This is a genomic window from Stenotrophomonas pictorum JCM 9942, from assembly GCF_001431585.1.
GTDB lineage: Bacteria > Pseudomonadota > Gammaproteobacteria > Xanthomonadales > Xanthomonadaceae > Stenotrophomonas > Stenotrophomonas pictorum.
The window spans coordinates 21,760-41,345 of record NZ_LLXS01000045.1 but is presented as its reverse complement, the minus strand read 5'-3'; the positions used below and the strand labels follow the sequence as shown (position 1 = coordinate 41,345).

At 66.3% G+C, this 19,586-nt stretch carries 16 protein-coding genes; 6 read left to right on the top strand and 10 right to left on the bottom strand.

Annotation, left to right across the window (positions count from 1 at the left end):
- Position 1 precedes the first annotated feature (1 nt).
- The 7 genes from greA to ARC78_RS13275 form a co-directional block, all read right to left on the bottom strand.
- Entirely contained in the window at positions 2–478 is a 477-nt protein-coding gene (gene greA / locus ARC78_RS13305) for a transcription elongation factor GreA (RefSeq protein ID WP_054656733.1), read from the bottom strand.
- Positions 475–3,717 carry a carbamoyl-phosphate synthase large subunit gene (carB, locus tag ARC78_RS13300; RefSeq protein WP_057506474.1) on the bottom strand — a complete coding sequence of 1,081 codons (3,243 nt, stop codon included), beginning with the start codon at positions 3,715–3,717 and terminating at the stop codon, positions 475–477. Before carB ends, greA begins: the two co-directional genes overlap by 4 nt.
- 113 nt (positions 3,718–3,830) lie before the next feature.
- On the bottom strand, positions 3,831–4,955 hold the full coding sequence (gene carA, locus ARC78_RS13295) for a glutamine-hydrolyzing carbamoyl-phosphate synthase small subunit (RefSeq protein ID WP_054656732.1): 1,125 nt from the start codon (positions 4,953–4,955) through the stop codon (positions 3,831–3,833).
- A 224-nt stretch (positions 4,956–5,179) separates the two neighbouring features.
- Entirely contained in the window at positions 5,180–5,911 is a 732-nt protein-coding gene (gene dapB / locus ARC78_RS13290; protein WP_057506473.1) for a 4-hydroxy-tetrahydrodipicolinate reductase, read from the bottom strand.
- A gap of 243 nt (positions 5,912–6,154) precedes the next feature.
- Complete coding sequence (locus ARC78_RS13285) at positions 6,155–6,406, bottom strand: DUF6587 family protein (RefSeq protein WP_054656731.1); 252 nt, start codon at positions 6,404–6,406, stop codon at positions 6,155–6,157.
- A gap of 2 nt (positions 6,407–6,408) precedes the next feature.
- A complete protein-coding gene (gene feoB, locus ARC78_RS13280) occupies positions 6,409–8,271 on the bottom strand; it encodes a ferrous iron transport protein B (protein ID WP_057506472.1) in 1,863 nt (620 codons plus the stop codon).
- On the bottom strand, positions 8,268–8,540 hold the full coding sequence (locus ARC78_RS13275) for a FeoA family protein (protein ID WP_054656730.1): 273 nt from the start codon (positions 8,538–8,540) through the stop codon (positions 8,268–8,270). Before ARC78_RS13275 ends, feoB begins: the two co-directional genes overlap by 4 nt.
- A 126-nt stretch (positions 8,541–8,666) precedes the next feature.
- Here ARC78_RS13275 and ARC78_RS13270 point away from each other — a divergent pair, with 126 nt between their 5' ends.
- The 5 genes from ARC78_RS13270 (at position 8,667) to yeiP (ending at position 14,420) form a co-directional block, all read left to right on the top strand.
- A complete protein-coding gene (locus tag ARC78_RS13270; RefSeq protein WP_057506509.1) occupies positions 8,667–9,458 on the top strand; it encodes an enoyl-CoA hydratase-related protein in 792 nt (263 codons plus the stop codon).
- Between the two features lie 47 nt (positions 9,459–9,505).
- Positions 9,506–10,399, top strand: coding sequence for a hydroxymethylglutaryl-CoA lyase (locus ARC78_RS13265; protein WP_057506508.1), 894 nt, complete (start codon positions 9,506–9,508; stop codon positions 10,397–10,399).
- Positions 10,396–12,948: a sensor domain-containing protein gene (locus ARC78_RS13260; protein WP_057506471.1), complete on the top strand. Its 2,553-nt coding sequence runs from the start codon at positions 10,396–10,398 to the stop codon at positions 12,946–12,948. Before ARC78_RS13265 ends, ARC78_RS13260 begins: the two co-directional genes overlap by 4 nt.
- A gap of 63 nt (positions 12,949–13,011) precedes the next feature.
- On the top strand, positions 13,012–13,782 hold the full coding sequence (locus ARC78_RS13255) for an SDR family NAD(P)-dependent oxidoreductase (RefSeq protein WP_057506470.1): 771 nt from the start codon (positions 13,012–13,014) through the stop codon (positions 13,780–13,782).
- Between the two features lie 71 nt (positions 13,783–13,853).
- Positions 13,854–14,420 (top strand): elongation factor P-like protein YeiP, encoded by a 567-nt coding sequence (gene yeiP, locus ARC78_RS13250; protein WP_054659816.1) that lies wholly within the window; start codon positions 13,854–13,856, stop codon positions 14,418–14,420.
- 116 nt (positions 14,421–14,536) lie between these two features.
- Here yeiP and ARC78_RS13245 read toward each other — a convergent pair whose 3' ends face one another.
- From ARC78_RS13245 to ARC78_RS13235, 3 genes are read right to left on the bottom strand one after another with little or no spacing between them, the layout of a single operon-like run.
- On the bottom strand, positions 14,537–16,378 hold the full coding sequence (locus tag ARC78_RS13245) for a DUF7844 domain-containing protein (RefSeq protein WP_057506469.1): 1,842 nt from the start codon (positions 16,376–16,378) through the stop codon (positions 14,537–14,539).
- Complete coding sequence (locus ARC78_RS13240; RefSeq protein WP_054658297.1) at positions 16,378–16,677, bottom strand: DUF2388 domain-containing protein; 300 nt, start codon at positions 16,675–16,677, stop codon at positions 16,378–16,380. The genes ARC78_RS13245 and ARC78_RS13240 overlap by 1 nt, the downstream gene beginning before the upstream one ends.
- A 49-nt stretch (positions 16,678–16,726) precedes the next feature.
- Positions 16,727–18,115 carry an FAD-binding oxidoreductase gene (locus ARC78_RS13235; protein WP_054658299.1) on the bottom strand — a complete coding sequence of 463 codons (1,389 nt, stop codon included), beginning with the start codon at positions 18,113–18,115 and terminating at the stop codon, positions 16,727–16,729.
- Positions 18,116–18,320: 205 nt separating this feature from the next.
- Here ARC78_RS13235 and serA point away from each other — a divergent pair, with 205 nt between their 5' ends.
- Positions 18,321–19,562 (top strand): phosphoglycerate dehydrogenase, encoded by a 1,242-nt coding sequence (gene serA / locus ARC78_RS13230; RefSeq protein ID WP_054658300.1) that lies wholly within the window; start codon positions 18,321–18,323, stop codon positions 19,560–19,562.
- The last annotated feature ends 24 nt before the right edge of the window (positions 19,563–19,586 follow it).

Below are 19,586 nucleotides of genomic sequence, written 5' to 3'. Positions count from 1 at the left end.
GTCAGTCGAGGTATTCGACGTTGACGATTTCGTACTCGCGCTGACCTGCCGGCGCGTCGATGACGATCGAATCGCCTTCGTTCTTGCCGATCATTGCCCGCGCCACCGGCGAGGAAATGGCGATCAGACCCCGTTTGATGTCCGCCTCCAGGTCGCCCACGATCTGGTAACGCTTCTCCTCGTCGGTTTCCACGTCAGCCAGCGTCACCGTCGCCCCGAACACCACCTTGGAGCCCGCATTGAGCTTGGTGATGTCGATGACTTCGGCGTGCGACAGCTCACCTTCCAGCAGCTTGATGCGGCCTTCGATGAAGCTCTGTTCCTCGCGCGCGGCGTGATACTCGGCATTCTCCTTCAGGTCGCCGTGCTCACGGGCTTCGGCAATGGCGGCGATGACCTTGGGGCGCTTCTCCGACTTGAGATGATCGAGCTCATCGCGAAGACGCTGCGCGCCTTTCAGGGTGATCGGGGCTCTCATGCTTCCAACTCCTTGTGCAGTTCCTGCAGCGACCACACCGGGCCGGTACCGCGGAATTCCAGTGATTGCACCAGCGCCTTGGCACCGGCAACCGTCGTCGAATACGTGACACGATGCTGCAGCGCCTCGCGACGGATCGAGAACGAGTCGGTGATCGCCGCGCGGCCTTCGGTGGTGTTGACGATATAGACGATCTCGCCGTTCTTGATGCTGTCCACGATGTGCGGACGGCCTTCCACCACCTTGTTGACCACCTCGCAGGTATAGCCCTGCTGCTGCAGCCATGCCGCGGTACCGCGGGTGGCGACCAGCGTGTAGCCACGCTCGACCAGGCCCTGCACCGCCGGCATCACGCGCGGCTTGTCGGCATCCCGTACCGAGATGAACACCTTGCCGACCGGCGGGGTCTTGATGCTGCCCGCTTCCTGCGCACGCGCGAAGGCGGCGCTGAAGCTGCGGCCGACACCCATGACTTCACCGGTCGAGCGCATTTCCGGCCCGAGGATCGGATCCACGCCCTGGAACTTGGCAAACGGGAAAATGGCTTCCTTGACCGAATAGTAGTCCGGCACGATTTCCTTGATCGCGCCCTGCTCGACCAGCGTCTTGCCGGCCATGCAGCGGGCGGCGATCTTGGCCAGCGGCATGCCGGTGGCCTTGGACACGAATGGCACGGTGCGCGAGGCACGCGGATTGACCTCCAGCAGGTAGATCACATCGTTGCCGTCGGCGTCGGTCTGGATCGCAAACTGGGTGTTCATCAGGCCCACGACCTTCAGCGCCTTGGCCAGCTCGGTGACCTGGCGACGCAGTTCGGCCTGGGTTTGCGCCGACAGCGAGTACGGCGGCAGCGAGCAGGACGAGTCACCGGAGTGCACGCCCGCTTCTTCGATGTGCTCCATCACGCCGCCGATCAGGACGTTGCCGCCCCTGTCGCAGATGATGTCCACATCGGCTTCCACCGCCGCATCAAGGAAGTGGTCCAGCAACACGGGCGAGTCATTGGAGACCTTCACCGCGTCGCGGACATAGCGCGCCAGGTCCGATTCGCCATAGACGATTTCCATCGCCCGGCCGCCCAGCACGTAGCTGGGACGCACCACCAGCGGATAGCCGATCTCGCGCGCCAGCACCAGCGCATCTTCTGCATTGCGGGCAATGCGGTTCGGCGGCTGCTTCAGCCCCAGCTTGTCGACCAGCTGCTGGAAGCGCTCACGGTCTTCGGCCAGATCGATGGAATCCGGCGAGGTGCCGATCACCGGCACGCCATTGGCTTCCAGCGCACGCGCCAGCTTCAGCGGGGTCTGCCCGCCGTACTGCACGATCACGCCCTTGGGCTGTTCCAGCTCGACGATTTCCAGCACGTCTTCCAGCGTCAGCGGCTCGAAGTACAGACGGTCGGAGGTGTCGTAGTCGGTGGAGACGGTTTCCGGGTTGCAGTTGACCATGATGGTTTCATAACCGTCCTCGCGCAGGGCGAGTGCGGCATGCACGCAGCAGTAGTCGAACTCGATGCCCTGGCCGATACGGTTCGGACCACCGCCCAGGATCATGATCTTGTCGCGGTTGCTCGGCGCCGCTTCGCACTCGTCCTCATAGGTCGAATACAGGTACGCGGTGCTGGTGGCGAACTCGGCCGCACAGGAGTCCACGCGCTTGTACACCGGGCGCACCTTGTGGGCACGGCGCAGCGCACGGATCGCCGCCTCGTTGGTACCGGTCAGCTCGGCCAGACGCGCATCGGAGAAACCGGCGCGCTTGAGCTTGCGCAGACGCGCAGCGTCGAGCGCATCGATACCTTCGGCATGCACCTGCTTTTCGTCGGCGATGATCTCCTCGATCTGGTCCAGGAACCAGGGATCGATATAGGACAACGCGAACACTTCTTCGACGCTGAAGCCGGCACGGAACGCGTCGCCGACAAAGAACAGGCGTTCCGGGCCCGGAGCCTTGAGCTCACGCTTGAGCGTGGTGATGTCCTCTGCGTTGCCCAGATCCAGGCCGGTCGGGTCCAGGCCGATCTTGCCGGTTTCCAGGCCGCGCAGGGCCTTCTGCAGCGATTCCTTGAAGGTGCGGCCCATCGCCATCACCTCGCCCACCGACTTCATCTGGGTGGTCAGGCGCGCGTCGGCGGCCGGGAACTTTTCAAACGCAAAACGCGGAATCTTGGTGACGACATAGTCGATGGATGGCTCGAACGAGGCCGGGGTCAGGCCGCCGGTGATCTCGTTCTTCAATTCATCCAGGGTGTAACCCACCGCCAGCTTGGCCGCGACCTTGGCGATCGGGAAGCCGGTGGCCTTGGAAGCCAGTGCCGAGGAGCGCGACACGCGCGGGTTCATCTCGATCACCACCACGCGGCCGGTAGTCGGGCTGATGCCGAACTGCACGTTGGAGCCGCCGGTATCCACGCCGATCTTGCGCAGCACCGCGATGGAGGCATCGCGCAGGCGCTGGTATTCCTTGTCGGTCAGGGTCTGTGCCGGGGCCACGGTGATCGAGTCACCGGTGTGCACGCCCATCGGATCGAGGTTCTCGATCGAGCAGACGATGATGCAGTTGTCGGCGGTGTCGCGCACCACCTCCATCTCGAATTCCTTCCAGCCCAGCACCGACTCTTCCACCAGCACTTCACTGGTCGGCGACAGCTCCAGACCCCGGCCGACGATCTCGATCAGCTCTTCGCGGTTGTAGGCGATACCGCCACCGCTGCCGCCCAGGGTGAAGGACGGGCGGATGATGGTCGGATAGCCGACCGTGGCCTGGATCTCCAGCGCCTCCTCCAGCGTGTGGGCGACCGCGGCCTTCGGGCATTCCAGTCCGATCTCGCCCATCGCCACGCGGAACAGTTCGCGGTCCTCGGCCATGCGGATGGCTTCGCGCTTGGCGCCGATCAGCTCGACGTTGTACTTCTCCAGCACGCCGTGGTCGGCCAAATCCAGCGCGCAGTTCAGCGCGGTCTGTCCGCCCATGGTCGGCAGCAGCGCATCGGGGCGCTCCTTCTCGATGATCTTCTCGACGGTCTGCCAGTTGATCGGCTCGATGTAGACGGCGTCAGCCATCTCCGGGTCGGTCATGATCGTGGCCGGGTTCGAGTTGACCAGCACCACGCGGTAGCCCTCGTCGCGCAGCGCCTTGCACGCCTGCGCGCCGGAGTAGTCGAACTCGCAGGCCTGGCCGATGACGATCGGGCCGGCGCCGATGATCAGGATGGTTTTTAGGTCGGTGCGCTTTGGCATTTCAGTACTCGAATTGGGGGCTGCGTGTGACCGCAGTGAGTGAACGTGTGCGCTGGATTGCCGCGTCTGCCGTTACGGCATTGCCGGAACGGCGGACCGGTCCGGCAATGCGATTACTTGGCCTCACCCATCAGGGTGATGAAACGGTCGAACAGCGGGGCGACGTCCTGCGGACCTGGCGAGGCTTCCGGGTGGCCCTGGAAGGAGAACGCCGGCGCATCGGTCAATGCGATGCCCTGGATGGTCTGGTCGAACAGCGAGCGGTGGGTGACACGGACATTGGCCGGCAGCACGCTCTCATCGATGGCAAAGCCGTGGTTCTGCGAGGTGATCATCACCCTGCCGCTGTCCAGATCCTGCACCGGATGGTTCGCGCCGTGGTGGCCGTGGCCCATCTTCATGGTCTTGGCACCACAGGCCAGACCCAGCAGCTGGTGGCCCAGGCAGATGCCGAACGTCGGAACCTTCCTGGCCACGAACTCCTTGATCGCCGCGATGGCGTAATCGCACGGTTCGGGGTCACCCGGGCCGTTGGACAGGAAAACGCCGTCCGGCTCCATCGCCAGCACGTCGGCCGCAGGCGTCTGCGCCGGCACCACGGTGAGCTCGCAGCCACGCTCGGCCAGCATGCGCAGGATGTTGGCCTTCACGCCGAAGTCGTATGCCACCACCTTGAACTTCGGTGCCACGCGCTGGAATTCATTGCGGTCCAGATCCAGCTGACCTTCGCTCCAGCTGTACGGCGTGTCGGTGGACACCACCTTGGCCAGATCCATTCCCTTCAGGCCCGGGAACTTGCGGGCGGCTTCCAGCGCCTTCTCCACATCGATATCACCGGCCATCAGCGCGCCATTCTGTGCTCCCCGCTCACGCAGGATGCGGGTCAGCTTGCGGGTATCAATCCCGGCGATGGCGACCACACCGCGCTGGAGCAGCCAGTCCTGCAGCGACACCTGGCTGCGCCAGCTGCTCGGACGACGTGGCACATCGCGCACGATCAGACCGGCGGCCCAGACCTTGCTGGCCTCGTCGTCCTGGTCGTTCATGCCGGTGTTGCCGATATGCGGATATGTCAGGGTGACCATCTGCCGTGCATAGGACGGATCGGTCAGCATTTCCTGATAACCGGTCATGGCGGTATTGAACACCACCTCACCCACGGACAGGCCGGGCGCGCCTACGGATTCGCCCTCGAATACGGTGCCGTCTTCGAGCACGAGAATTGCGGCTTGGGTCACGGGAATCTCACTTTGGCTACCGAGGGGGACTCCGAAGCCACGCCTGCGTCCACGGCAAAAACCGGTTGCAAAAAAGCGCGGACGGCGGTCTGGAACCGGTCCGGCTGACGTGTTTCGGCGAGCGGGAATTGTAAAGGCAAGGGGCCCCAAGCACCAGTCTCCCGCCGGTGCCGTGTCATGTTTGATTGACCCTGGACCGCTGGCGCCCGTGCCGCTCGCCCCATTCAGGCGTTTGCCGGCGGCGCCACCAGATCCCGTACCCGGTACTGCCCCGGCGCACGCCGGACCAGCTGCCCGGCCACATGAAGCGCGCCCCGGGCAAAAATGTCGCGATTGGTTGCCCGATGCACCAGCTCCACCCGCTCGCCCAGCCCGGTGAACTGGACGAAATGCTCGCCGATGATGTCGCCGGCGCGCAGGCTGGCATAGCGCGGATCGGCGCCCCCATGCTGTGCCGCCTCCCCCAGGGTCAGCGCGGTACCGGACGGCGCATCCTTCTTGTGTACATGATGGGACTCGACGATGTCGCAATCCCATCCCGGCAATGCCAATGCCGCACGCTCGACCAGCTCGGCCAACACCGCCACGCCCAGACTGAAATTGGTCGCCCAGACCAGCGGAATGCGGGTGGCAGCAGCGGTCAGCGCGGCCTGCTGCCGCTCACTGATGCCGGTGGTGCCGGATACGAAGCCTGCGCCGCGCTCCGCACACAACGCCAGAACCGGATCAAAGCCCTCCGGCAGGCTGAAATCTATGGCCACATCGAACGCGGGCACCCCGGCCAGCTCACTGGCCGCAAAATGCGGAATGCCGTCCACTACCCGTTGCGCCGGCGGCTTGCGCACCACGGCCGCCACCACCTGCAACAGGGAATCTTCTGCCGCAAGACGCAGCAGGGCCTGACCCATCCGCCCGGAGGCACCATGGATCAGCAAACGAGTCGGAGTGTTGTTCATGGCAGGAAAACTAACGCCTTGGCGCCGGATCCGACAAGCACCACCGGTGCATCAGTGATTCATCCCGGCGTGCACCAGCGCCGCACTGTGCGTGCCCAGCACCCTGCTCGCAGACGCCAACCACCACCGCGCCCCGCCCGCTCACGGATAACGGACCTTCCTCCACGTCAGTCCGGGAGGGAGGATGGTCTGGCCGGGCACGGATGGGGCAAAAGAAACGCCGGGCTGGCCCGGCGTTTCTTTTCAATGCTGCTTGGGCTCTCCTGGACCGCAACCGTCGCAACCGCCGCAGGCACCTGACGTACTGGAGGGCGGTGGTGCCAATTGCCGGCCCCAGGCCTGCAACCGGAGCGAGTGCCGTTTGACCAGCCACAGCGCCAGTGCGCCACGCAGCTGGCGCAGCAGCCCCGGAAACTGCTTCTTCAGCACCACCCACGCGCTGACCAGCACCGCCAGCGCGATGACCAGGTATTGCAACAGCAGGCCGGTGTCCATGCTCAGCCGGCCCCGAGCGCCTTGGCCACCTGGTAGGTCACCAGCGCCGCCAGATAGGCGGCTGCAAACAGGTACACCGTGGCGAAGGCCATCTGCTTCCAGGAATTGGTCTCGCGCTTGATGGTGGCCAGGGTCGAAATGCACATCGGCGCGTAGATGAACCACACCATCAGCGACAGGCCGGTAGCCAGGGTCCAGCCATCGCTGATCACCGGGGTCAGCGCCTGGATCGCCGCGTCATCGTCCGCGGCGGAAAGCGCATAGATGGTCGCCAGCGAGGACACCGCCACTTCACGGGCGCCCATGCCCGGAATCAGCGCGATGCAGATCTGCCAGTTGAACCCCAGTGGCGCGAAGATCACCGCCATCGCGTGGCCGAGCTGACCGGCGAAGCTGTAATCGATGGCCGGCATCGTGGCGTTCTCGGGCGCACCCGGGAACGACAGCAGGAACCACAGCAGGATGGTCAGCGCCAGGATGATGCCGCCGACGCGCTTGAGGAAGATCATCCCGCGCTCGTACAGCCCGACCAGCAGATCGCGCGGATGCGGCACGCGGTAGGACGGCAGTTCCAGCAGCAGCGGGTGTTCCCCCTTGTCGCGGCGGAACTTCTTCATCGTCCACGACATCGCCAGCGCACTGAGGATGCCGGCAACATACAGCGCGAAAAGCACCAGCCCCTGCTGGTTGAAGATGCCACCCACGGTCTTTTCCGGGATGAAGGCACCAATCAGCAGCGCGTACACCGGCAGCCGTGCCGAGCAGGTCATCAGCGGCGCGACCAGAATCGTCGCCAGGCGGTCACGCGGATCCTGGATCGAGCGGGTGGACATGATGCCCGGTACCGCACAGGCGAAGCTGGACAGCAACGGGATGAACGAACGCCCCGACAGCCCGGCCGCCGCCATCATGCGGTCCAACAGGAAGGCCGCGCGCGGCAGATAGCCGGATTCCTCCAGCGCCAGGATGAAAGCGAACAGGATCAGGATCTGCGGCAGGAACACCACCACACCACCGACACCGGCGATGATGCCATCCACCAGCAGGCTGCTCAGCGGCCCCTCTGGCAGCGAAGCGGCCACCAGAGGACCGAGCCAGCCGAAAAACGCCTCGATCCCGTCCATCAGCGGCGCGGCCCACGCATAGACCGCCTGGAAGATCAGGAACATCACCACGGCCAGGGTCAACAACCCGTACACCGGGTGCAGCAGCCAGCGATCCAGGGTGTCGTCCACCTTGGCGGTGCGCGCAGGCATGCTGACCGCCGCAGCCAGGATGGAACGCACCTGCGCGTGGTAATCCATACCGGCTTCCGTAGGTGGCGGCGGCAACGAGGCCAGCTGCGGCACCAGCGTATCGATCCGCTCCACCAGCGCGCGCGCGCCGTTGTGCTTGACCGCCACGGTCTCCACCACGGGCACGCCCAGCGCCTTTTCCAGCGCCGGCACATCGATTCCGATACCACGTCGACGCGCCGCATCGACCATGTTCAGCGCCACGATCATCGGCTTGCCCAGCTCGCGCACTTCCAGCGCAAAACGCAGGTGCAGGCGCAGATTGGTCGCATCGATCACGCATACCAGCGCATCCGGCGCGGCCTCACCCGGATAGAACCCCCGACACAGGTCCCGGGTGATCGCCTCGTCCAGGCTGGCCGGTTGCAGGCTGTAGGCGCCGGGCAGATCCAGCACCGCGTATTCACGTCCGGACGGCCCGCGCATGCGGCCTTCCTTGCGCTCCACGGTCACACCGGTGTAGTTGGCCACCTTCTGCCGACTGCCGGTGAGCTGGTTGAACAGTGCGGTCTTGCCGCTGTTCGGGTTGCCGACCAGCGCCAGCCGTGCCACCGCTGCCGAGGAACTCATGCGCGCACCTCTTCAGAGGTCTGCGAGGCCGCATCGACGCCGCTGAGCTGGACCCGGCTTGCCTCCGAACGGCGCAGCGCGAAACGGGTGAAACCCACCTGGATCAGCAGCGGCTCGCCACCCACCGGGCCGCGGGCGACCATGCGGACTTCTTCTCCATTGACGAAGCCCAGTTCGCGCAGGCGGCGGGCAATCGCATCATTGGCATGCAGGTCATGCACGCTTTCCACTTGCGCGGAGGCATGCAGTGGCAAATCTGACAACGTCACTGAAGGGCGCCTATGAATGAGTTGATAAGAATGGTTATCAATTCTAGCATCGCCGCGGCGCGTCATGGCGTCCCGCCGGCACACCGCTATGATTCGCAGGATTACCTGTCAGCTATGGATTTCCCGATGAGCGATACCCTGCTCGTGCAGCATGAGCGCGGCGTGGCGACGTTGTGCCTGAACCGCCCGGAACTGCACAACGCCTTCGATGCCGGGCTGATCGCCACCCTGACCGCCGCGCTGGAGCGCGTCGGCGCCGATCCGGAGGTGCGCGCGGTGGTGCTGACCGGCAGCGGCGCGTCGTTTTCCGCCGGCGCCGACCTGCAATGGATGCGCGCCATGGCCAGCGCCAGCCAGGAGGAAAACCGGACCGACTCGCTGGCGCTGGCGCGCCTGATGCGCACCCTCGACGAGCTACCCAAGCCCACCATCGCCCGCGTCCATGGCGCAAGCTTCGGTGGCGGCGTTGGCCTTGTGGCCTGCTGCGATATCGCCATTGCCGTGGACGGTGTCCGCTTCGGCCTGACTGAAAGCCGTCTCGGACTGCTGCCGGCCGTCATTTCTCCGTATGTGATCGCCGCCATCGGCCCCCGCCAGGCGCGGCGCTGGTTCGCCACCGGCGAGCATTTTGATGCCACCACCGCCCGCGATATCGGCCTGGTGCACCAGGTCGTCCCCGCTGCCGGGCTTGATGCCGCCGTGCAGGCGCAGCTGGACCTGCTCCGCAAGGCCGGCCCGGCAGCCGCGGCGTCGGCAAAGTCACTGGTGCGCGAGGTCTGCGCGGCCGGCGGTGACCGCGATGCACTCGATCGCGCCAATGCCGGCCTGATCGCCGCCCTGCGCGCCTCCGACGAGGGTCGCGAAGGGCTATCGGCATTTCTCGAGAAACGCGCGCCGCGTTGGGCGCAGAAGGACTGAACCATGCTTTCCAGCATCTCCCTGCCCGCTACCGTCGCGGGGTGCGCGTGAACGATTTCGTCCGCATTGTCGAAGTCGGCCCGCGCGATGGCCTGCAGAACGAAAAACAGCTCATCGCCACCGCCGACAAGATCGAGTTGATCAACCGCCTGTCGGCCACCGGCCTGCGCAGCATCGAGGCCACCAGCTTTGTCAGCCCCAAGTGGGTGCCGCAGCTGGCTGACGCGGCCGACGTGTTCACCGGTATCCAGCGTCGCCCCGGGGTCAGCTATCCGGTGCTGGTCCCCAATGAACAGGGCTACGAACGCGCCCTGGCGGTCGGCGTGGAAGAAGTGGCGGTGTTCACCGCCGCCTCCGAGCAGTTCAACCTGAAGAACACCAATGCCGGCATCGACGAGTCCATGCGCCGCTTCGCGCCGATCCTGACCCGGGCCCAAGCCGATGGGATCAAGGTCCGCGGCTACGTCTCCACCGTGCTGGGCTGCCCCTACCAGGGCGAAGTACCAGTAGCCGAAGTGGTCCGTGTCGCCCGCCAGTTGCACGCGATGGGCTGTTACGAGGTCTCGCTGGGCGACACCATCGGCGCGGGCACCCCGCGCAAGGCAGCGGCGATGCTGCGCGCCGTCGCCGCTGCGGTACCGATGGCCGCGCTGGCCGTGCACTTCCACGACACCTACGGTCAGGCACTGGCCAATATCGCCAGCTGCCTGGAAGAAGGCGTGCGTGTGGTCGACGCGGCGGTGGCCGGCACCGGCGGCTGTCCCTACGCCAGGGGCGCCAGCGGCAATGTCGCCAGCGAGGATGTGGTGTATATGTTGCACGGAATGGGGATGGTGACCGGCGTGGACCTGCCGGCATTGGCCGCCACGGGACGCTGGCTCAGCGAACGGCTGGGCCGGGATACAGGCAGCAAGACAGGAAAAGCATTGGCGGCCACATGAGCAGCTCCGGCCAGCGCGTCGCACCCGAGGACGGCGGTCATCCCGCCGCCCCTGCCGATGCGCTGGCCGATCTGGAGCACGCCCTGTGCCAGCCGCTGGCGGCCGGACTGAAGCCGGTACTGGAGGCGGCGCGCGATGCCCTGCTGCAGGCCACCGCCCAGTGCCAGTCTGCGCAGCAGCGCTACCGGGCGCTGTTCGATGCGTTCCCGGACCCGGTCAGCATCCTCAGCGCCAGCGGCACGGTGCTGGACGTCAACGCCGCCGGCGTCCAGGCCTACGGCCGCAGCCGCCAGGAGATCGTCGGCCAACCGATCGAACTGCTGAATCCGGATCTGCCCGAGGATCACCTGCAACCGGTCTGGGACACCCTCAACCGCGGCCAGACCTATGTGATCGAAGTCACCAACATGCGCGGCGATGGCAGCCGTTTCCCGGTGGAGGTGCATTCGGCGTCGTTCCAGAACGATGGCCAGCCCTGCATCGTGGCCGTAGCCCGCGACCTGAGCCGCCGCTGGCAGGCCGAATCGCGCTACCGGCTGCTGCTCGAATCCATCGACAAAGGCGTGATGCTGTTCGATCAGCACTTCCAGGTGATCTCGGCCAATCCGGCGGCCCATCGCATCCTCGGACTCGGCGCCGAACCGCCGACGCAGATTCCGATGGAAGGCGAAGAGTGGATCACTGTTGACGAGCACGGCCGCCGGCTGCGCACGGAGCAATGGCCGGTGTCACGCGCGTTCCGCGATGGTCACACGATCCCCAGCACCATCGTCGGCCTGTACCACCGCCCGCGCGGGCGCATGATCTGGATCTCGATCACCACGGTGCCGGTATTTTCCTGCGGGCGCGACCTGCCCGACCACGTGTTCTCGATGTTCAGCGACGTCACCGAGCTCAAACGCGACCATGTGCTGTTCGATCGCGCCCAGGCGCTGGCGCATATCGGCGGCTGGGAGTGGGATCGCGGCCAGCAGCGGCTGTACCTGACCGGCGAGGCGCAGCGCATTCTCGGCCACACGCCGCCGCCGGCCACACTGGAGCAGCTGCTGCAGTGCCTGGGCAGCGATGACCGGCTGCGCCTGCAACAGACCCTTGACCGGGAGGTCGAGCGCAAGCGCGGCTTCGAACTGGATCTGCAGGGACTGCGCGGCGACGGCCACAGTGTGTGGATCCGCATGATCGGCGAGATCGAAGCCGGCGACATGGCCTCCAGCCGCATCGCCGGCACGCTGCAGGACATCACCGAGCGCAAACACGCCGAGGAAACCCTCAAGACCCAGGCCCGCACCGATCCGTTGACCGGCATCATGAATCGCGACGCGGCCCTGGCCGACCTGAAGGCGCGGCTGGGCAACCCTTCCCACGCCCAGGTCGCGGTGCTGTACATCGACCTGGACCGCTTCAAGACGGTCAACGACGTGCTCGGCCACAACGCCGGCGATGAACTGCTGATCGAAGCGACCCGCCGCATTGCCAACGCCATCGGCACCGAAGGATTGCTGGCGCGTTTCGGCGGCGATGAATTCGTGGTGATCTGCGATGCCCGCGAGGTGCCCGAGCATCCGCAACTGCTGGCGCAGGCCATCACCGATGCCTTCGCCCCGCTGTTCCGGCTGGGCAAGGACGAATTCGCGGTCACCACCAGCATCGGCATCGCCCGCGCACCGGAAGATGGGCAAAGCCCGCAGGAACTGATCCAGAACGCCGACCGGGCCATGTACGAATGCAAGCGCCGCAGCCGCAACGGCTGGCAGGTGTTCACGCCGGAACTGGCGCGCGAGCAGCGTGACCGCCTGCAGATCGAGCGCCGCCTGCGCCGCGCACTGGAGCGCAACGAGTTCCGGCTGGTGTACCAGCCGCAGGTGGATCTGCGTGGCGGCCGCATCGTCGGTGCCGAGGCGCTGATCCGCTGGCGCAACCGTCAACTGGGCGAGCTGCGCCCGGACATCTTCATCAGCCACGCCGAAACCACCGGTGACATCGTGCGCATCGGCGACTGGGTGCTGCGCGAAGCCTGCCGGCAGGTGCGCGAATGGATGGACGAGGGGCTCGGGCTGGTCCGCATCGCCATCAATGTCTCCTACCGCCAGTTCAATGGCGACAACCTGGCCCGCCGCCTGCGCGAGATACTGGACGAATACCGGCTGCCCGGTGCGGCGCTGGAGCTGGAATTCACCGAACGCGTGCTGATCGAGGACGCACCGGCCACGCTGCATACCTTCGCCGAGCTGCGCGAGATGGGCGTGATGCTGACCATCGACGATTTCGGCGAGGGCTACAGCGCGCTGAACTACCTGCGCCATCTGCCCATCCACGGCCTCAAGCTCAGCCAGCTGTTCATCAATGGCGTGCCCGGCAACCGCTCGGATGTCGCGGTGTGCGAGGCGGTCTGCGGCATCGCCCGCAGCCTCGGCCTGGGCCTGGTCGCCGAAGGGGTGGAATCCGAAGCCCAGCGCCAGTTCCTGCTCGAACTGGGGGTGCCGATCGGCCAGGGCTTCCTGTTCGCCCCCGGCCTGTCACCGCGTGAATTCGCCCGCCGGCTGCGCTGACCGGTTTCGGCGCACGGTCGGCCATCGGCTAGAATCGGCGCTCTTTTCCGCAGGATCGTTCCAATGCAGCTGTCCTCCGTTCGTGCCGTCATCACCGGTGGTGTCTCCGGCCTCGGCCTGGGTGTGGCCCGCTTCCTCGTCGCCCACGGCGGCAAGGTCGCCCTGTTCGACCTCAACGACGAGAAAGGCGCTGCCGCCGTCGCCGAGCTGGGCGCCGACAATGCCCGCTACTTCACCACCAATGTCACCGACGAGGCCGGTGTGGCCGCCAACCTGGGTGCCGCCAAAGCGTTCCTCGGCGGACTGAACGTGGTGATGAACTGCGCCGGCATCCTCGGTGCCGGCCGCGTGCTGGGCCGAGAGGCCGCCATGCCGCTGGCCAACTTCCAGACAACGGTGATGGTCAACCTGGTTGGCAGCTTCAACGTCGCCAAGGCCGCCGCCGAGCTGATGCAGCACAACGAGGCCAACGCCGCCGGCGAGCGCGGGGTGATCATCAATACCGCCTCGGTCGCCGCCTATGAAGGCCAGATCGGCCAGGCTGCCTACTCCGCCTCCAAGGGCGGCGTGGTCGGCATGACCCTGCCGATGGCCCGCGAACTGTCGCGCTTCGGCATCCGCGTGATGACCATCGCACCGGGCGTGTTCTGGACGCCGATGGTCGATGGCATGCCGGCCAATGTGCAGGAGTCGCTGGCCGCCTCCATCCCGTTCCCGTCGCGCCTGGGCCAGCCGGAAGATTTCGCCGGCCTGGTCGGCCACATCATTGGCAATCCCTACCTCAACGGTGAGACCATCCGCCTTGACGGTGCCGTGCGTCTGGCACCGAAATGATCCATCCGCGGGCGCCCACACGGCGCCCGCTTGCGTTTCCCCCTTCCGCAACCCCAACCGACTTTCCAAGCATGAAAGCCAACGACATCAAGAAAGGCAACGTCGTCGAGTACAACAACGGCGTCTATCAGATCCGCGACATCGAGCGCAGCTCGCCGCAGGGCCGCGGCGGCAACGTCCGCTTCCGGTTCATCATGTACAGCGTGCCGGGCGGCAACAAGCTCGATGCCAGCTTCGACGCCGATGACAACCTGCCGGAAGTGGAACTGCTGCGGCGCCAGTCCACCTTCTCCTACATGGATGGCGATGCCTTCGTGTTCATGGATGACGAGGACTACACCCCGTACACGCTGGACGCGGACGTGATCGGCGACGACGCCGGCTACATCACCGAAGGTCTGACCGGCATCTACGTGCAGGTGATCGACGAGCAGCCGGTGGCAATCCAGCTGCCGCAGCACGTCACCCTGGAAGTGGTCGAGACCCCGCCGGAACTGAAGGGCGGCACCGCCACCAAGCGCCCCAAGCCGGCCAAGCTCAATACCGGCATCGAGATCATGGTGCCGGAGTACATCACCAACGGCGAACGCATCCTGGTGAACACCACCACCGGCGAGTTCGGCGGCCGCGCCGACTGACCGCGGCGTGCCAGGTGACGGACAGGCGCCCGGCGCCTGTCCGTCCGTACCGTCACAGCCCGAACGCAAGCACAGCCCCGCGTTGCCGGCCGGACACATCACAACCATCTTCCGTATCAGCGCGGCTCCCCGCCCCTCTCCGATGACGCAGCGTCCCCGTACAGCACGCGCAGGCGCTGATGCAGCACCTCCAGCGTGGCCCGTGTCGTCTCGTTCTCGGCGCGCTCGGTCGCCGGCAACAGCTCCTGCAAGGCCTGTCGCAGCGCGGCGGCCTCCGCGGCGGCTACCGCAACCCGCTGCTCGACCTGCTCCCGCAGTGGGGCCAGTTCCCGTGCCTGGGGCAACCCGTAACCCGCCACCGGCAGCGTGCCCGGCGCCAGCAGCACTCCGGCCTGCTCCATCAGCTGGCGGAAACGCGGCGTCGCGCTCGAGTCGGCCCGCGCCGACAGCAGCACGCGCTTGAGCCGGTCGCGCGCGCGCAGTTCGTTGCGGCGCCACGCCGCCTGTTCCAGCATCAGTAGCGCAGCCACATGCTCGCCATCGGAACCGGGAGCCGTGTCGATCCAGCGTCGCCGCTGCAGGGCCGGCAGCGCCAGCCACGCCTCGACGCTGGTCACCGGAAGCGGGGTGTTTGCCTGCAGCCGCGCAAACACCAGCGCATAGTGCGGCGCGGCCGACTCGAAGTAATAACCGCGGCGAACCGCTTCGGCGCGATCCCCCGCCGGCGCAGGCACGGCTGCCCCGGCCCGGCGCAGTTTCTTCAGCAGGCCTGTCGGGGTGATCGAAGACAGCGGAGTGGCAGCAAAGCGCGGAACGCCCTCGTGCAACAACTTCCAGGTTTCCACCGCACAATTGTTGCTGATGAAGTAGTAGCGCCCGTCATAGCTCCAGTGCAGCCGCGCGGCCTGCCGCAACAACGCGGCCACTTCATCGCGCTGCAGCTGCAACGGCGTGGAGGACAGGCTGCGCAGCTCCACCCGGGTGTACTCGTCCACCACCCGGTTCAGCGGCAGCACGAACAGCCGTGAGGGATAGGAACCGGTCAATCCGCGCCAGCTGGAAATCTGCACATCACCGACAAAAGCACGGAAGGACAGCACCAGGTGGTACTGCAGATCCATGCGGCAGGCCGGACCGCGCGGGCGCCCCGGCGCGCAGACCACCAGCCGCAGCATGCTGTGGCCCCAGCGGCTCATCAGCACGTCGTTGCCTTCGGCCAGCAGGTAGTCCACCTCATAGACGCGCTGCGGGTCCAGCTCCAGCAGCGTACCGGTGCCTTCCTCCTCGCCGGCGCGCACGAACGGCAGGCTGCCTGCACAGGCGCCGTCCGTGACCGGCTCCAACCCGAGCGCGGCGGCGTACCACGCCTGCAATGCCGGGCGCCGGCAGGCGTAATCCGGATCCAGCAGCACATGTTCCAGGTTGACCGCGAAGAACTCCGCGGGACTGTGCCGCTCATAGGCGTCCGGGCTGCGCAGCGCGAACGCGTTGCGGCCTCGGCCCATCTTCAGCGGCTTGCGCTGCCAGCCGGCCAGGTCCAGAAACCGCGGCTGTGCCGACCAGCGCCCTGCAGGCAAACGGTCCAGGGCGTGGGCCAGCTCGTGGATCAGGGCCGCCTGTGCCGCACGCCACGCGTGCGGATCGGCAGTCTCGGCAGTGTCGATACGCTCGAGCAGTGCGCGCTGCAGCCCCAGCTCATGGCCACGGGCCCGGCCATGCACCTGCGCCGGCAAGTCGTCGCGCCAGCGCAGCTGCAGCGGCAGGTCGAAACGCTGCTTGAATGGGTGCGGAAGACGGCCCAGCACATCCTCCAGCAATCGCTGGGTGAGCTGCCGCTGTGCGGGTGTCAGACCGGTATCCGCAACTTCAACCCGCAACGCCGCCCCGACCGGGAAGACGCTGCCGAGCAGCAGCAATAGCGCCAGCCACCGCGCAGGCGGCAGCCGGCAGCGGGCCATCACAGCGCCAGGATTTTCCGCGCCAGCGCCATGTCGCTGGCCTCGCGGGCGGCCGCATCACGCTCGCGCAGGTGCAACAGTGCCGCTTCCAGATAGGCGCCCCGGATCACCCCGCCGCTGCCGACAAAACCGGCCGCGTCTTCGCGGGCATCCAGCACCACCTTGTCATCGCCGGAGCTGCTGCCCGAAGAGTTAGAGGAGGCACCGGTCGCCGAGCCCGCCGAAGTGCCGGCAAAACTGGAAGCGAACACCGACATCGGCAGGGTGAACAAGGCGCAGAACAGGATCGGGCGGATCATCGGCAGGTCAACGTGGGGTGGAAAGGCGGCAAGCGTAGCCGCAGACGGCTTACAGGTCGAACACCTTGCCCGGATTCATCAGGCCATTGGGATCGAACGCACGCTTCACCGCGCGCATCAGCGCGATCTCGGCGGCGTCGCGGGTGCTGGACAGATACGCCTTCTTGACCAGACCGATCCCATGTTCGGCCGAGATGCTGCCGTCATAGCAATGCAATACCTGCGCCAGCAGTTTGGTCACCTGCTCGCACTGCGCCAGGAACTCGGCATCGGAGGTGTCATCGGGCTTGAGCACGTTGATATGCAGGTTGCCGTCGCCGATATGGCCGAACCACACCACCTCGAAGTGCGGGTAGGCGCCGCTGATCAGCGCCTGGGTCTCGGCCAGGAACGCCGGCATGGCCGAAATCCGTACCGACACGTCGTTTTTGTACGGCTTGTAGCGCGCCACCGCCTCGGTGATGCCCTCGCGCAGCCGCCACAACTGCTGGGCCTGGGCCTCGCTGGCGCTGATCACACCGTCCAGCACCCAGCCCTGCTCCATGCAGTGCTCGAACGCGGCCAGCGCGGCGGCCTCACCGGCCTCGTCGGCCGAGGCGTACTCGGTGACCACGTAATGCGGGTGGATCTCCTGGAACGGATACTGCGCGCCATGCGCGGTGACGTGCTTGACCGCCAGATCGGTGAAGAACTCGAACGCCTCCAGCTGCAGCCGCTCGCGGAATGCGGAAAACACCTGCATCAGCACCTCGAACGAGGGCAGTGCCAGCAGCATCACGTTGGTCGCCGGCGGCGGATCGGTGAGCTTCACCGTCGCCTCGACCACGATTCCCAGCGTGCCTTCCGAGCCGATCATGAGCTGGCGGAAGTCGTAACCGCTGGAGTTCTTGATCAAGCCCTTGTTGAGTTCCAGCAGCTCGCCATTGGCGGCCACCACCTTCAGCCCGGCGATCCACTCGCGGGTATTGCCATAGCGGATCACACGGATGCCGCCGGCGTTGGTGGCGATATTGCCGCCGATCGAGCAGGAGCCGCGCGCGGCGAAATCCACCGGATAGATCAGACCGTGTTCGCGGGCGGCGTTGTGCAGGGCCTCCAGCGGCATGCCGGCCTGCACGGTCAGCGTGCGGTCCACCGCATCGAAGGCCAGCGCCTTGTTCATCCGCTCCAGGCTCAGTACCAGCTCGCCATTGGCCGCCACCGCGCCGCCGGAAAGGCCGGTACGGCCGCCGGAGGGCACCAGCGCCACCTTGTGCGTGTTCGCCCAGCGCACGACCGCCTGCACTTCCTCGACATTGCCCGGCAGCGCGATGGCCAGCGGCGCCGGTGTCCAGCGCCGGGTCCAGTCGCGCCCGTAGTGCTCCAGATCGCCCGGCCCGGTTTTCAGACGCAGATGGGGACAGGACTGCAACAGGAATTCCAGACGTGGATCGGTCATGACGGTGTTTGGGGCGACGTGAAGACCGGCAAGCGTGCCAGTCCCGCTGGGCGCCGTCCAGCGCACCGGCGCCACGTCCGCAAGCGGACAATTACATTCACATGAAACCTTTTAGCTTCAATGCCTTGCCTTCTTGCGCAGTGCACCAAACGCGGTGCGGTTCTGGCATAGTGACGGCCCAGCCACCGTTGCCCTCGTGCCCGACATGTCGCCCAAGAAGACCTCGTTCCCGAAGCAGGACATCCGCGTTTTGTTGCTCGAGGGGGTCAGTCCGACCGCCGTGGACACCTTCAAGGCCGCCGGCTATTCGCAGATCGAGCTGCACAGCAAGTCGCTGCCCGAGGACGAGCTGAAGGCGCGTATCGCCGAGGCGCACATCATCGGCATCCGCTCGCGCACCCATCTCAGCGCCGAGGTGCTGGCCCATGCCAAGCGCCTGATCGCGGTGGGCTGTTTCTGCATCGGCACCAACCAGGTGGATCTGGAAGCGGCCGAACTGGCCGGCATTCCGGTCTTCAACGCGCCCTACTCCAACACCCGTTCGGTGGCCGAGCTGGTCATCGCCGAAGCGATCATGCTCACCCGTGGCATCCCGCAGAAGAATGCCCAATGCCACCGCGGTGGCTGGTCCAAGTCGGCCACCGGCAGCCACGAGGTGCGCGGCAAGACCCTGGGCATCATCGGCTACGGCCACATCGGCACCCAGGTCGGCGTGCTGGCCGAGGCGCTGGGCATGCACGTCATCTTCCACGACATCGAAAGCAAGCTGTCGCTGGGCAACGCACATCCGGCCGCCGGTCTGGACGACCTGCTGGCCCGTGCCGACGTGGTCACCCTGCACGTGCCGGAGAACGCCTCCACGCAGTGGATGATCGGCGCCGCGCAGCTGGCCAGGATGAAGCCCGGTGCGCACCTGATCAACGCCGCCCGCGGCACCGTGGTCGATATCGACGCGCTGGACGCCGCGCTGCGCTCGGGCCATCTGGGCGGCGCTGCGGTGGACGTGTTCCCGGTCGAACCCAAGGGCAATGGCGACCTGTTCGAATCGCCGCTGACCGCGCACGACAATGTGATCCTGACCCCGCATGTGGGCGGCTCTACGCTCGAGGCACAGGACAACATCGGCATCGAGGTGGCCGCCAAGCTGGTGCGCTACAGCGACAACGGCTCCACCCTGTCGGCGGTCAACTTCCCGGAAGTGACCCTGCCCGAGCACGAGCAGAGCCTGCGCCTGCTGCACATCCACCGCAACGTGCCCGGGGTGCTGTCCAAGATCAACGAGATCTTTTCGCGCCACAACCTCAACATCGACGGCCAGTTCCTGCGTACCGACCCCAAGGTCGGCTACGTGGTGATCGACATCAGCGCGACCGAGGAACAGGCTGCGGCGATCCGCGAGGACCTGGCCGCGATCCCGGGCACGCTGCGCACCCGCATCCTCTATTGAACCGACGACCGGACCCGCGGTGGC

Excerpts from the sequence above, each read along its gene's own strand:
- greA (WP_054656733.1), bottom strand. The coding sequence starts at position 478 with ATGAGAGCCCCGATCACCCTGAAAGGCGCGCAGCGTCTTCGCGATGAG.
- carB (WP_057506474.1), bottom strand. The coding sequence starts at position 3,717 with ATGCCAAAGCGCACCGACCTAAAAACCATCCTGATCATCGGCGCCGGC.
- dapB (WP_057506473.1), bottom strand. The coding sequence starts at position 5,911 with ATGAACAACACTCCGACTCGTTTGCTGATCCATGGTGCCTCCGGGCGG.
- ARC78_RS13285 (WP_054656731.1), bottom strand. The coding sequence starts at position 6,406 with ATGGACACCGGCCTGCTGTTGCAATACCTGGTCATCGCGCTGGCGGTG.
- feoB (WP_057506472.1), bottom strand. The coding sequence starts at position 8,271 with ATGAGTTCCTCGGCAGCGGTGGCACGGCTGGCGCTGGTCGGCAACCCG.
- ARC78_RS13270 (WP_057506509.1), top strand. The coding sequence starts at position 8,667 with ATGAGCGATACCCTGCTCGTGCAGCATGAGCGCGGCGTGGCGACGTTG.
- ARC78_RS13260 (WP_057506471.1), top strand. The coding sequence starts at position 10,396 with ATGAGCAGCTCCGGCCAGCGCGTCGCACCCGAGGACGGCGGTCATCCC.
- ARC78_RS13255 (WP_057506470.1), top strand. The coding sequence starts at position 13,012 with ATGCAGCTGTCCTCCGTTCGTGCCGTCATCACCGGTGGTGTCTCCGGC.
- yeiP (WP_054659816.1), top strand. The coding sequence starts at position 13,854 with ATGAAAGCCAACGACATCAAGAAAGGCAACGTCGTCGAGTACAACAAC.
- ARC78_RS13245 (WP_057506469.1), bottom strand. The coding sequence starts at position 16,378 with ATGGCCCGCTGCCGGCTGCCGCCTGCGCGGTGGCTGGCGCTATTGCTG.
- ARC78_RS13240 (WP_054658297.1), bottom strand. The coding sequence starts at position 16,677 with ATGATCCGCCCGATCCTGTTCTGCGCCTTGTTCACCCTGCCGATGTCG.
- ARC78_RS13235 (WP_054658299.1), bottom strand. The coding sequence starts at position 18,115 with ATGACCGATCCACGTCTGGAATTCCTGTTGCAGTCCTGTCCCCATCTG.
- serA (WP_054658300.1), top strand. The coding sequence starts at position 18,321 with ATGTCGCCCAAGAAGACCTCGTTCCCGAAGCAGGACATCCGCGTTTTG.